Raw genomic sequence first — 12135 nt, 5'->3', positions numbered from 1 at the left:
AGTTTTTGTCTCTGTTGCTACCAGGCTTCTCTCAAACCTCTCGTTTAGGGTTTCGCCTTTTTTGTTTACTTTTTCATGTGCTGCTTCTGGATTGGCTGTTAAATACTCCTTAAGACGTCTTCTGCCTTGCACGTGTTTGTATAAACGAGCTGGAAGATATGGATCTAATTTTTCAGCAGGTAAAGGCGTGTCTGGTTCACATAACACACCCTTAATATTATCTTTGTGTAGTCTTTCTAATTTTTGAGCTTCGAGATAAAGCTTTTTGGCAAGGCTTAAGCTGAACATCCCACATTCAGAGGAGCTTCGTTGAATATCCATTTCTACCATGGCAAAATGAATATTCGGAAATTGGTGATGTTCAATGGATTGTCGCGTCCTTAATGCAAGTAATGCGGGAAGCGTGTCACGCAGTAAGGTCGGTTCAAAAAAGATCAAAGATGTTTTATTATCAATGGTTTGATGATCGACAACCGCAAAATGAATTCCCCTATCTTGTGCGTTAACAATAAATCTGGAAGATGTTATACCGCGCTCGAAAGTGTCTTTGAGTGCAAGGGCAAAGCCGTCAGGGGGGCTTGTAAGTTTGAGATTCATCTCTGGATATTTACGATTTGCTTGATCGACCAAGGCTGGCATCATGTAAAGATCTAAAATATCATAATAATTTTTGATCCAACTGCCATCGGCATTATGCTGTTCTAAACCAGCAACAATATCTTTTAACTCGGCACGGTTGAAAGGGGTGTTTTTTATTTTTTCAATGTTAAGCCGTTCTAAATGTGCAGTAAGAGTGTCTAATGATGCATTTGCATGCGCTCCTTCAGGTGCGCTTGCTCCTTCTGGTGTTTGTGAGGAATGAGGTGGGGGAGAATCTTGTGGCTTCATAATCTTAGCCTCTATGTTGATGATCGATAGGTGATATTATCTTCTTCAATTCTGGCTAAACAATGTTTTGAAAAACAAGCCTTTGCATCTTGAAAGGTGAGGCGATGAGAGCATAATGATGCCGTTTTCATATTTTTATGCGTGTATTGCTCATCATTGCTGTGATGTATGATATTGGTATTTTATGGGGGATTATTAGGGCGTTCTATTGGGAGCCCGTGAATACGGCTTGTTTTGAAAATCTCAAAATTATAGAGTTGTTGGTGATGCAAATTGGGTGATGCAAAAGAAAACAGTCAGAAAAAGACGAAAGATACCTTCAAACCGTAAAGTTTTAAACATTGTCGCAAGACACACTGTTTTATAACAGTCTATAATAATGCGAAAATTTTATGATGAAATCTGGACGCAGAAAACCCCTTACCGCATCTACCATTAAATACGATTTTTCATATTCTGTCAACCGCAAAACGATAATTTTTCCTCCTTTATCGCGGGAAAAATCTACAGAAAAAAGCTCATTCATTGGCTATGCAGCAAAATATCTTGTTTTAATGGAAAAGTTTTTGATGTGGCAAAAAACATTTTCTCCTTTGAGAAAGGAGGGGACAAGATGAAGGGAGAATTGTGGTTTTGAAATCCGTGGTATTTTATTGATGAAATTGGGAAGGCGGTGGCTGGATGGTGTTTGCGGGGCAAAGCTTTAGGTGTTGGCGATTTGTGCGGGTGAATTGGGGCTATGCTGGCTGTCGTATTAGTGGTGATGTGATGGGGGGGAGGGTTATCGGTGCAGTTGTTGATGAGGGAGGAGATTGTTGGTAGGGGCTTTTTCTTTCGTTTAAGGGATGATGCTTTTAATTGTGTCAAAAATCAACGGGTTGTTTTAATGATAAGCTATTTATTTATAGTGGATATTTTATCGTTATTTATCTTGAATGAGAAACCCAGATTATGCTGAAATAAAAGCCATAGCTCTTGTCCGTCATAAGATCAGAAGAGCCATATAGAATTGTACAAGAAAAGATGTAAAATGACGATAATGAATTATCTGAAGAGCTAAGGATGTCGCGATATTGGGGGAAGCGTATGATGAGGGTGGTTTGTTACAATGGGGGGTAGAGGGGAGAATGTTGCTGTTTTAAAGAGGGGGCAATATTTATCCTGCCCATGCCGTGAATATGCCGTGAAATATTGTCCTTTGAGGCATGGATAAGTGAGGTATGGGTAGATATAAGGTTAAGTCTCTTTGACAGTTGAAGTATTTTTTTAAGGGCGGGGTGGATATTTTTAAGCTTGTTTGTTGTGCGCTTTAAGCTTGTTAACCCATGAAATTTTATGAAAGGGCAAGCTCAGTGGATCTCAAGTGTCATTTGCCAAAAGGGGGCTTTACAAAGGCGCTGGTTATAAAGAGGCATGTTATAAAGGAGGGGGAGAATCTTTATCCTGTGAGGGGGAGGAAATGATGGGTGTTTTAGCCAAGGCTCTTTTGGGTAGAACTGTCAAAATGTTTATAAAGGGCATCAAGAATAATACGCAACGAACCAACAAGATTAGGCAGCGGTTGATCTTCTATAACAAGATAGTGTAATGCCGCATGAAAGTTGTGTTGACGATGTAGATATTGTGCTTCTTTAATCGCTTCTTGCATAGCTTCATAGTGTTCGGTTGCTCTTTGGACCCATTGCTTTTTTGCTTTCTCATCTGATGCGCTGTGCGTAAAACCATCATAATAACCGTTTGGTAAACCTTTTGCACATAAATAGTCGTTTCTAATTTGCAAGTATTGTTGCGCCGTGTCATATTGCTCTTTACTGATGCCTGATGAAGCCTCTTTATAGCCAAGCAAACAAAGACGCCCAATATAGGTTCCGACAAGCGGATTTTTCGCTTCTTCGAAGCTTAAACCAAAGTGTTTTGCACGCATTTCAATCGCAGATTGAAGCGCAGATTCGCTGGAATTTTGGGCACGTGAAATACAGCTATTGGGCTCTCGCTTTCCTGTTATTTTCGATCTACCGCGTTTTTTACGTATTTTCATGAACTTAACCATTTGAATGAAAAAGAAACTGTCTGTTGATGAGGGACAGTGATGTAAAAAGCACTTGGCGCAAATATTGGGGGGAGCAAATACTTAAGAGGGGGAAAATACTTAAAAGGAGGAAAATACTGGGGGAGTGAGCAAATACTGGGAAATATTAGCCGTTGCAGATCAAAAAACAAACGATACTAAAGGCGTTTTAAATGCAAAGAAAAGCAACGGTGTGGGGTGAAAAAATCATCTTTAAAGTGTTTCTTACCTTTTTTATCTTATCCCTATCAGTCTTATTTTCCGCCCCTATCATGCTTATTTTTTATTGATAGCGGGTTATTTGCTTTCTAAAGATTTCTTAACCTTTCTGGAACAGTTGAAAAGAAACTTTTGTCACATGTGAATAAATAAACAAGAATGATGTTTTATGGGTATGTCGTTATCTTTCTAATAGGAAGTCTTTTCTGGTAGGATTATTTGCTTTCTTTCTCATGAGCGCTTCGTGGAAACTTTTCAGTTTTACCTTTGAAAAGTCATTGTTTTTATTATCCGTGGATTTTTATCATCCGTTGAGCTTTGCTATTGGGAGGTATATTGGGGTTTTCTTATTGGGCGCTGTACCAAGATGTCTGATGTAGATTAAGCTGCAAAATATATCTTTATCCTTTATAGAGGATTTTATCTTTTTTTGAACGACACAGAGCTTAAAAAAACAAACTTTTCAATGTGCTTATAATAGCATAAGATCCTTATATTTTCAAATAAAATATGGTTCATTAGTTCAAAATAACAAAATAAACTGTGGAGGGTCAAGCAATTTAGGATCATCTTTTATGGAGGATATTTTTGTTTTTGCTGTTTTAATGGATTTCATAAAAAAGGGAGGTGGTCACTTAAATGGTTAAATGACAGGATACAATATCCAAAGAAGCTTTATAAGCGGCAGGTAGCTTGATAAAAGAGGCGTTTATTAAGAGATGCTTTTATAAAGGTGGGGGCTATGAGGTGTAAGACATTTCTTTTTTAATTTTAAAATAGGGGCTTTTTGAATCAAGAAATTTTAAAATGAGAATTGAAAAATTTCAAAGCTGCTGTGGGCGCATTTTAGATAATCGGTTGTTTGGTCTGTTGGGCGTGCTTATTGCTTCACGCTTTTGTTTATCGTGTTCTTGTTTCTCACATTCTGGGGGCACATCTCTTACGTCATACACAACGCCTCAAACGGAATATACTTATTGCGGCATATTCACGCGCTTGTTTTTAAGAGACATCTCTTACATGTGCTCGAGCCCATTTCACGACGCTGGCTCAAGAAGGGTATCATGGTAAAGCTTTCATGATAATATAACTTTATTAAGGATCATCATTTTTAGGATTCATAAAAGCGTAAGCTGGTATCATCGCATATTTTGCCAATTCCCAATATGTATTACAAGCTCTTGGCACTTGAGACGGTTTGTAAGAGGCATTTTCATTATACAATTTCACTGCGCATGGCTCTCCCACTTTTTACGTACAAGCAAATAATTTTGATTAATTCAACAGGGGATAGATTTGAAATGAGAGAATCTTACAGCATTTTGGATGTGTTGATTATCAAGATACAAAGTGCTTGTGAAAATGTTTTTTATCTTGTTATGCCATAAAATACTGTCATTTTGGGCAGGGATAGGAAAGCTTATGAGGCATTACAATGTTTGACGCATTAAGTGTTAAAAATTAGGTGCCAATGTTAAGGAAGGACTTTTGTTAAGGGAGAAGTTGTTCGTAGAGCGCTTTATGCAAGTGGAACCCATAAGTGCTCAGCAGGCGGAGTGCACTTAAGAGCAATGGGATTGTTGACAAACTGAGGTGGGTTTTAAAATCTTCATTCTTTGAGATGAGCAAGGAATATCATCATCCTTTGCTTTATATATACTCGGCTTCATTTAAGCGGTGAAAACACTGTCGTTTATGGTGGGTATGTCAGTTTCCCACATGGGATGTTTTTTAGATTAGATATTTGTTGGATTTTTTGTAAAACGGTGTCTTTTAGGGTTTATGTGATCGATAAAGAGAGGAAAAGGGGTGTTTGGGCTTGTAAGCGCGTCATGTATGCGCGTATAGGGCCTAAGTGAATAAAATATTTAGAGGGGATTATAGTGCTTGCTTTACTCTGAGAAGGGTGCTAAGCGAATTTACCGCGCTGGTGGCGTGCTATCAAATATTGAAGAGTGGGAATTTTAGAAGTGGGGGAGTATCCGTATGATCGAAGATAAATCACAACACCAATCTGCCCATAAGGGAGATAAGGCTTTTGTATCGCAGCCAGTGTTGGATCAATCGGCAACTTTCAAAAAATGGATGATGCTTTCAACAGGCGATTATATCATCATTTGTTGTTTGGCTATCCTCTTGTTTGTGCTTTTTTCCGCGTCTGCCTATATGAATCCTTTGGAGTTTTTTCACATTATGTCCAAAGAACAGCTCCAAGCACTGGGAAAAATGAAACAAGAAGATTTTCAAGAAATGAGTCAGAGTTTTATACAGATTCCTGCGATCGAATTTCTTCGTAACTTCGGGTGGAATGGTGTTTGGGCTTTTTTATGTCTCTTACCGCAAATAATTTTTGGCGTCCTTTTCGTGTTGTTTCCGCTCTTTTCTATTTTTAACGCCATTTCTAAACGGGATGCGAAGGAAATGATGAAGCTGTGGGATACATTGCCAGAGCAGCAACAGCCAGACAACCAATCTCTCAACAAAATATGATAGGGGAGAAAAGTGATCACTTCTATAATGCCTCTTTTAATAACTACATTATTGATCTCCTTAGGGATAGCTATCTTTATTTATTCTGCGTGGAGCATGGTACTCTTTTCTACCGTGAAGATCATCTTGGCCATTTATTATTCTTTGATAAAACGGGCAGTACTGTTATGTAAGATGCGAAGGAAATTAAAAAAGGGTGCAGCGCAGAATTTGAGGCATAATCAGGCAGAGGGTAGGGGACAGAATACAGTTCTTGCAACACAGTTCAGTGCCTTTTCTTTTCAAGAATCTTTGCTTCTCTCAAAAAAAGATTATAAAATAATCTCTTGGATGGCTTTCATTGCAGTTGCGCTTTTTATACATGCTGTGCTTTTTTCGTCTTTTATTGCACGATATGCGACTGTTTCACACAATAATCCGTTGTTTTTTTTGTTATTGATTGAAGCGCTGCCGTTTTTGTTTATTTTGGTATGTAGTGCCATCACTTTACCTGTCATTTTAATTCTCCATAGTTTCCTTCATTATGGCGTGAAAAAAACAGTAAAGAAATTAGAAACATTTGCTTGAGAAGAGAATGAAAATGATGATTTCATATCAATGCGATAGGGGAAAAAAGTGAGCATTATGATACAATATTTGAGTTTTTTAGGGGGCATCATCATTGCCATTTTAATGTTTATGGTTATGATTAGGCTTCCTTACCTGTTGATCAAGCATATGAAGTTGTCTTTTAAACTCGCTCAAGACGTGAAAAAGAGTACGACGCAACAAAAGCAAGCCATACAACAGTTGCGCAACGATCTGGGAGAAATGAAAAGACACAATCTCGCGCATAAGACACTTGATGCGAAAATACGCTTTCTTAACTTTAAAGAATCTCTGCCTCTTTATTCAAAAGAATGTAAAATAATTCTTTTTATTTTTATTCTCTTTGCTGTTTTGCAATTTGCTTTCTCTATCGTACATTTGGTATGGTGGAAGGATAGTATGGTCAGTTTTATAGTACCGCGGTTTTCAATAGGTCGCATTATTTATGGCCTTCTATGGTTAGGGGTTCTTCTCTTTTCTCCGATCATTGGGATGATGTGTATAAAATTAACGAGAAAATTGAACAAAATACTTCCACAATTGGAAGAAGCGATACAACAACGTGATCAGGTAATCCGTATGCAGAATGTGGTAGGGAGACAAAATGACGAGTAGTCTTATAACATTAATAGCCATTTCTTTCCTGTTCTTTACGCTCTTAAGTGTTTTAATATGGGTGCCAATCGTTGTCATTTATTACCTGTTTATCAAGCGTGCGAGGCTTTATTGTCGCGTGAAAAAGGAACTGAAATGCGTGCTTAATGAACGCGATATCGCCTTAAAACAGAACTCCCCAAAATAAAAAGCAGCAGAATGTTTGATAAAAAGCAGCTTTCTCTTGTTTGGCAAGACTATAAAAAAATATTCTATCTTTCTACGGTCATGGCGACTGCTCCAATAGTTATAACTGTTGTCGTTAAGATATGGAGAGGGCAGGACTTTGTTTCTCTTGTCGTATTCGAGCCACTGGCATGGATGCTTGCCTGTACTTTTTTATTCTTACCGATTGTTTTTATTATGCGTTTTATCGTGACCCGTCAGTTGAACAAAATGATACGGCAATTAGAAGAAGAGGCTGAGCAGAAAGGAGCTCCCGTCATATTATACGATGTGAGCGAGGTAAAAGCGAGCGAGGGGAAAAAGTGAAGAGAGGCTTTTATTGCCATTAAGTATATTGCTTTTGACTTGTTCATTAAGGAGCATGGGGTGCACTTCTCGTTTTATGCCTTTTTATATTTGTGTCGTGTTTTTGAGAAAAATTGAGGCTCTTTCTTGAGTTGGTGCTCTTTCTTGATTGCTGAGGGGAAAGTGAAGAGGGGCTGCTCTTGGGTTTCACTTGCTGTTTCTGTTCTCTTAAAGAGAGAAAATCTTGTAACTTATTTTCTTTTTATCAAGCATAAAAATGTGTTTTACCAAGCGATATTGAGAGCGAAAAATCTATACTTAAAGCACAAGATATTCTGGTGTTTGGGGAAGAAGAGCCCATTTTTTGCAGGTGGAGAGGTAAGACGCATAGAGAAGGTGAGCCAAAAGCACACGTTTTGCTCCATAGAAAGTGTAACAGTGCTTTTAAAGAGCTTGGGGTGGAGGGGGAAAATTGAAAGAAAAGAGGGACATCTATTTATTTACGAGACTGTTATTTATTTACGAGACCGTGAAGGACAGTTTCTCATCTCTGGATGAAAAAGGTTTTGTGCAATATCATTTTAGGGCTTTGCCAGATTGACAACGAAGCTTTGAGGCAAAGGGGTGGATTTTAAGGCAAAGGGATTGGAAATTTTTTGAGGAAGAGGTAAGCGTAAGGCATTTTATGCTGTGTACTTGAGGAAGTTTTTGATGAGGGCAATGAATGAGGTTGATCTGGGACTGAGGTTGATCTTGTCTGCGTCCGCGTGCTTGGCTTTCAATAGAACACCCTTCCTTGGGAAAAGGAAATTGTGCTATTTCTCAAGTGGCTTCTTCTTTACTTGCACACCCTTGGGGCTTTGGTATTGAGGGCTGATATTAACATTTGGCAGCTTTCTCATAAAAGCTTTATGGAAGATGAAAGTTTGGGCTTTGAAAAAAAATATCGAAAAAATCTATTTGGGCCGGTTTTGTTGATGATTCAAATCGTCATAAAGACAAAGCAACTTCGTTACGATTTTCTTGCACTCGTTTGCTTCTTCTTTGGAAAGCAGCTTATCTTCCTGAAAATAAAAAGAGTACTTAGAATTTTAGAGCCATAGACCCAAATTTGTGCAATAGAAGAAGATATTTTTATGAAAATTTGATCGAGGAGAAAAGAGAAGCCTTAAGACAATAGGGGGTACACTGTGAGTGATGAAAACATGATGTTTGAAGGTGATGGAAAAAAATGCACCCTTGATATTGATGAACCCTCATTCATTGTGAGGACGAAAGCTTCGGTTCATGAAAATGGCTTAGAAATTGAAACAAATGAGGGATAAAAAATGAGGGGCAATGGAAAAAATGCACCATTGGATAAAGAACCACGGACTTTTTCGCTGGAAGAAGCGTTTCTGACAAGCAAAAATTATAAAGTCATCTTTTGTATTGCTTTCATTGTGGCAGCTTTAAGAACGGCTCTCTTCATACCAATGTTGCTTGAGTGGAAGTTGGCGGGGTGGGAAGGGGATGTCATAACAATTCTCTTTTGCATCGTGCAGGTTATATTAGATTTAATTTTTGTACTCATTCCTGTTGCCTTTGTGGTCCGTATCATCTTTACGCGTTTGTTGAAAAAAAAGATCGAGCAGTTGGATCAAGCACTCTGGAAGCGAAGAAAAACGGCTTACCAACCAAACAGCGTGTGAAGGGCGGGCAGAAAATGAATACTGGTCTTTATATATTCTCATGCATTGTAGGAGAGTTTCTATTCGTGCGATGTTTGAAGGTGATGAAAAAAAATGCACCCTTGATATTGTCTTTATAAAAGATGAGGGATACAAGCGCTTGATATTGATGAACCCTCATTCATTGTGAGGACGAAAGCTTCGGTTCATGAAAATGACTTAGAAATTGAAACAAATGAGGGGTAAAAATGAGGGGCAATGGAAAAGATGCATCATTGGATGAAGAATTACGGTCTTTTGCGCTTGAAGAAGCGTTTCTGACACGCAAAAATTATAAAGTCATCTTTTGTATTGCTTTCATTGTGGCAGCTTTAAGAACGGCTCTTCGCTTCGTACCCATGTTGCTTGGGTGGAAGTTGGCGGAGTGGGAAGGGGATGTCGTGGCAGCTCTCTCGTTAATTATGTGGCTTATATCATGGTTTATTTTTTTGTTCATCCCTGTTGCCTTTGTGGTTCGTATCATTTTCACGGTTCTGTTGAAAGAAAAGATCGATATGTTGGAGCAAGCAATCTGGAAGCGGAGAAAAACCGCTTCTCAACAAAACAGCGCATGAAGGGGCGGAGAAAATGATAGATATTAAAATGATGGATATTATTGTTGTACTCTCGTGGGGTGTGGGCTTGACGCTTTTCACGCTGGTTTCTGCTGTCGTCATGATGTTTATTTGGGCATTGTATTACTCTACTTTCAAGCGGGTGAGACTGTATTGCCAAGTGACAAAAGAATTAAGCCGCGTGCTTGAACAACCTGTCGCTTTTGAGCCGTCTAGTGGAGAAACGCCGATGATTAAGCCGTTATCTGAGGAAAAAGAGTTTTCTCTTTCTGATGAAGAAATCTTAACGATGGAAAGTGCAACGGCGCTTTTAAAGAGTTTGGGGTGGAAGGTGGAAATTGAAGGAAAAGGAGATCATTTGGCCACCTATTATTTACCAGATCGTGAAGTGCAGTTTCTTTATAATGCTGAGAAGGGGTATCCGCGATTTGATTGTGCAATTGCGGTGGTTTCTGGTATCCATGCGGCGGCTTGCCAAACGATAGACCCTTATAATTCTGGAGGCTTGATTGCTCTTGAATTGAGTTTTGATGTGAAGGGGGTGGAAATTTTTGAAGAAAAGGTAAGCGTTGGATGTTTACGTCGTGCACTCGAGAAGGCTTTAGATGAGGCAATGACTGAGGTTGATCTTGGCAAGATGCTTCACTCTCAATATAGAATCCTGCCTTGGGAAAACAAAACGGTGGTCCCTCGGTTGGCTTCTTATTCCCTGCGTTATCTTGCGGCTCTGGCTTTGATGGGCGATGTTGAAACTTTACACTCTTATCACAAAAGCTTTATGGAAGGTGAGAAGCTGGGCTTTGAAACAAGCATCGAAGAAGAGCATCTGGAACGCGCGATGGTGATTGCTCAGGCGGTAGAAAAGACAAAGCAACCCAGTTACGATTTGCTTCAACAGGCGGCAAAGGATTTTTCCATGGAGGTAGAAAGCTATGAATGTTTTAGAGCTACAGATCCCAATTTGTGCAATAGAAGAAGAGATTCTTATGAAAATTTGATCGAGGAAAAAAGACAAGAATTAAGGCAACAGGGATATTTTGTTTACGAAAAGGACGCAATTTGTGAGGTTGATGGAAAAAACTATCGTCCTCATATTCTTTACATAAAGGATGGGGAGTTAGAATATATGGATGTAGAAATTAGGATTGATGAAAAAATTTATTGAGAAAAATAAAGAGTTTAGATAAATTAAAAAGAGCTTAAACCTAAAAATAATGCGTAAAAAGCGCGAAGTGTAAAAGCAGAGGGGAACAATGCAGGAGAAAAAAGCAACATTTGAAGTGTCTTTCTTTTCATTCAAAAAATTTATGGTGTCTTCAGTGGAAAGGCGTAAAGGGGTGAGGAGCTGTGAAATAATAGGGCGCCGCTTTTTCACTATGTTTTGCACATGTCTTATCATGATGGCTTTAGAAGTTCCTGCTGGTGCAAAATCTCTGGTACAGCCGTTGCAATGGATAAAATGGGAAGGAATTGGTTATCTTATTTTTCTCTTACCAGTGTTGATTTGGTTTTGTCTTCTCACTCCTCTTCCGATCATTTGGGGGCTTTATCGTTTTAAAGAGCGCAGATTGGAAAAAATAAAGAAAAAACTAAAAGAAAAAATAAAGCAGCAAGAGATTAATCAATGAGACTATACGCATGAGGGGTGAGATCGCGCTTTTTATTTTGTTTCTGCCGTTTGGATATTTTCTTCTAAATGCAGTTACAGTTTTTGCCATTTTCGTGAATATGATTATTGTGGCGCCTTATTATTCTTTAATCAAGCGTTTGAGGCTCTATTACAGAGTGAAAAAACAAAGACGTTTGATGAAAGAACACCCACAGCGTTTTTGTTTCTTTGAAAAAAGCGGAAAAGAAAAAGAGAGAGTGCCGCAAAACTTAGCACTAGAAACACAGATAAGTTCCTATTCGTTAAAAAAATGGCTCGCTTTTTCACGCAAAGATTATATCCTCCACGCATGCCTCTCTTTCATCATTATGTTTTTCAAAGCTTATGTCTATGTGATTTGCTCTAAAGGGATAGCTGAGATAGATGAGAGCAGATTTGAATATATTATCATTCTCTTGTTTTTCTGGTTTTTTTTATCGGTATGTATTTTTGCAACGATCCCTGTTGTTGTGATCCTTCGTGAAATTTTAACCCATCGATTGAAAAAGAAGATTCAGCAGTTGGAAGAAGTGACTGAAGCAACCCAATCAATCAATTTATACCATACAAATTAATTTATAAAGGGAAGGGGATAAAATGCATTACGAAATAGCGGCATTTTGGACGGTGATTTTGATCATTCTGCTGGGGGGTGTTTTTGATTTTTTCTTAACAATACCCATTGTGGCACTGTATATTTCTTTTATAAAGCGTTTGATATCGTATTACAAGGTTACGCGGCAATTAAATGCAGCGCTGAAAAAGCGTATGTAGCGCTCATGTCATGGGGGGAGGTGTGAGTTTTAGATCATGCCATTGCTTCAC

At 38.5% G+C, this 12135-nt stretch carries 16 protein-coding genes; 13 read left to right on the top strand and 3 right to left on the bottom strand.

All coding sequences use genetic code 11. The features are described from left to right. Nucleotides 1-888: YopJ/AvrA family T3SS effector serine/threonine acetyltransferase (locus ACFIME_RS05095; protein ID WP_375684597.1), on the bottom strand; the 888-nt coding region annotated here is incomplete at its 3' end. A 137-nt stretch (nt 889-1025) separates the two neighbouring features. On the opposite strand from ACFIME_RS05095, the gene ACFIME_RS05090 reads away from it, so the two are divergent. Continuing rightward, nucleotides 1026-1169, top strand: coding sequence for a hypothetical protein (locus ACFIME_RS05090; RefSeq protein ID WP_375684596.1), 144 nt, complete (start codon nt 1026-1028; stop codon nt 1167-1169). Nucleotides 1170-1569: 400 nt separating this feature from the next. Beyond that, entirely contained in the window at nt 1570-1710 is a 141-nt protein-coding gene (locus tag ACFIME_RS05085; RefSeq protein ID WP_375633371.1) for a hypothetical protein, read from the top strand. 649 nt (nt 1711-2359) lie between these two features. Here the strand turns inward: ACFIME_RS05085 and ACFIME_RS05080 are convergent. Continuing rightward, nucleotides 2360-2926, bottom strand: coding sequence for a hypothetical protein (locus ACFIME_RS05080; protein WP_375633370.1), 567 nt, complete (start codon nt 2924-2926; stop codon nt 2360-2362). 2235 nt (nt 2927-5161) lie between these two features. Here ACFIME_RS05080 and ACFIME_RS05075 point away from each other — a divergent pair. After that, on the top strand, nt 5162-5665 hold the full coding sequence (locus ACFIME_RS05075; RefSeq protein ID WP_375684595.1) for a hypothetical protein: 504 nt from the start codon (nt 5162-5164) through the stop codon (nt 5663-5665). 311 nt (nt 5666-5976) lie between these two features. Here ACFIME_RS05075 and ACFIME_RS05070 read toward each other — a convergent pair whose 3' ends face one another. After that, entirely contained in the window at nt 5977-6162 is a 186-nt protein-coding gene (locus ACFIME_RS05070; RefSeq protein WP_375683314.1) for a hypothetical protein, read from the bottom strand. A 127-nt stretch (nt 6163-6289) separates the two neighbouring features. Between ACFIME_RS05070 and ACFIME_RS05065 the strand changes: the two genes are divergently transcribed. From ACFIME_RS05065 to ACFIME_RS05020, 10 genes are all read left to right on the top strand, one after another. Then, a complete protein-coding gene (locus ACFIME_RS05065; RefSeq protein ID WP_375684594.1) occupies nt 6290-6868 on the top strand; it encodes a hypothetical protein in 579 nt (192 codons plus the stop codon). Nucleotides 6869-7066: 198 nt separating this feature from the next. Continuing rightward, on the top strand, nt 7067-7399 hold the full coding sequence (locus ACFIME_RS05060; RefSeq protein ID WP_375684593.1) for a hypothetical protein: 333 nt from the start codon (nt 7067-7069) through the stop codon (nt 7397-7399). An 845-nt stretch (nt 7400-8244) separates the two neighbouring features. After that, a complete protein-coding gene (locus ACFIME_RS05055) occupies nt 8245-8481 on the top strand; it encodes a hypothetical protein (protein ID WP_375684592.1) in 237 nt (78 codons plus the stop codon). Nucleotides 8482-8568: 87 nt separating this feature from the next. After that, entirely contained in the window at nt 8569-8703 is a 135-nt protein-coding gene (locus ACFIME_RS05050; RefSeq protein WP_375684591.1) for a hypothetical protein, read from the top strand. A 3-nt stretch (nt 8704-8706) separates the two neighbouring features. After that, nucleotides 8707-9069, top strand: coding sequence for a hypothetical protein (locus tag ACFIME_RS05045; protein WP_375684590.1), 363 nt, complete (start codon nt 8707-8709; stop codon nt 9067-9069). Nucleotides 9070-9296: 227 nt separating this feature from the next. Continuing rightward, nucleotides 9297-9662 (top strand): hypothetical protein, encoded by a 366-nt coding sequence (locus ACFIME_RS05040; RefSeq protein WP_375684589.1) that lies wholly within the window; start codon nt 9297-9299, stop codon nt 9660-9662. A 28-nt stretch (nt 9663-9690) separates the two neighbouring features. After that, nucleotides 9691-10827 carry a DUF6990 domain-containing protein gene (locus ACFIME_RS05035; protein WP_375684600.1) on the top strand — a complete coding sequence of 379 codons (1137 nt, stop codon included), beginning with the start codon at nt 9691-9693 and terminating at the stop codon, nt 10825-10827. Nucleotides 10828-10915: 88 nt separating this feature from the next. Then, nucleotides 10916-11290: a hypothetical protein gene (locus tag ACFIME_RS05030; RefSeq protein ID WP_375662350.1), complete on the top strand. Its 375-nt coding sequence runs from the start codon at nt 10916-10918 to the stop codon at nt 11288-11290. A gap of 10 nt (nt 11291-11300) precedes the next feature. Further along, entirely contained in the window at nt 11301-11885 is a 585-nt protein-coding gene (locus tag ACFIME_RS05025) for a hypothetical protein (RefSeq protein ID WP_375662349.1), read from the top strand. 22 nt (nt 11886-11907) lie between these two features. After that, entirely contained in the window at nt 11908-12084 is a 177-nt protein-coding gene (locus tag ACFIME_RS05020) for a hypothetical protein (RefSeq protein WP_375655256.1), read from the top strand. Nucleotides 12085-12135 lie beyond the last annotated feature (51 nt).

This window comes from Bartonella sp. AP1QHHD (genome assembly GCF_042196265.1).
Taxonomy (GTDB): domain Bacteria; phylum Pseudomonadota; class Alphaproteobacteria; order Rhizobiales; family Rhizobiaceae; genus Bartonella.
This window is presented reverse-complemented; position numbering and strand designations above follow the sequence as displayed.

Bases quoted from the DNA above. Each gene is read 5' to 3' on its own strand.
- ACFIME_RS05045 (WP_375684590.1), top strand. From the start codon at position 8,707: ATGAGGGGCAATGGAAAAAATGCACCATTGGATAAAGAACCACGGACT.
- ACFIME_RS05070 (WP_375683314.1), bottom strand. From the start codon at position 6,162: ATGACAGGTAAAGTGATGGCACTACATACCAAAATAAACAAAAACGGC.
- ACFIME_RS05040 (WP_375684589.1), top strand. From the start codon at position 9,297: ATGAGGGGCAATGGAAAAGATGCATCATTGGATGAAGAATTACGGTCT.
- ACFIME_RS05030 (WP_375662350.1), top strand. From the start codon at position 10,916: ATGCAGGAGAAAAAAGCAACATTTGAAGTGTCTTTCTTTTCATTCAAA.
- ACFIME_RS05060 (WP_375684593.1), top strand. From the start codon at position 7,067: ATGTTTGATAAAAAGCAGCTTTCTCTTGTTTGGCAAGACTATAAAAAA.
- ACFIME_RS05035 (WP_375684600.1), top strand. From the start codon at position 9,691: ATGATGGATATTATTGTTGTACTCTCGTGGGGTGTGGGCTTGACGCTT.
- ACFIME_RS05090 (WP_375684596.1), top strand. From the start codon at position 1,026: ATGCGTGTATTGCTCATCATTGCTGTGATGTATGATATTGGTATTTTA.
- ACFIME_RS05025 (WP_375662349.1), top strand. From the start codon at position 11,301: ATGAGGGGTGAGATCGCGCTTTTTATTTTGTTTCTGCCGTTTGGATAT.
- ACFIME_RS05075 (WP_375684595.1), top strand. From the start codon at position 5,162: ATGATCGAAGATAAATCACAACACCAATCTGCCCATAAGGGAGATAAG.
- ACFIME_RS05080 (WP_375633370.1), bottom strand. From the start codon at position 2,926: ATGAAAATACGTAAAAAACGCGGTAGATCGAAAATAACAGGAAAGCGA.
- ACFIME_RS05085 (WP_375633371.1), top strand. From the start codon at position 1,570: ATGGTGTTTGCGGGGCAAAGCTTTAGGTGTTGGCGATTTGTGCGGGTG.
- ACFIME_RS05020 (WP_375655256.1), top strand. From the start codon at position 11,908: ATGCATTACGAAATAGCGGCATTTTGGACGGTGATTTTGATCATTCTG.
- ACFIME_RS05065 (WP_375684594.1), top strand. From the start codon at position 6,290: ATGATACAATATTTGAGTTTTTTAGGGGGCATCATCATTGCCATTTTA.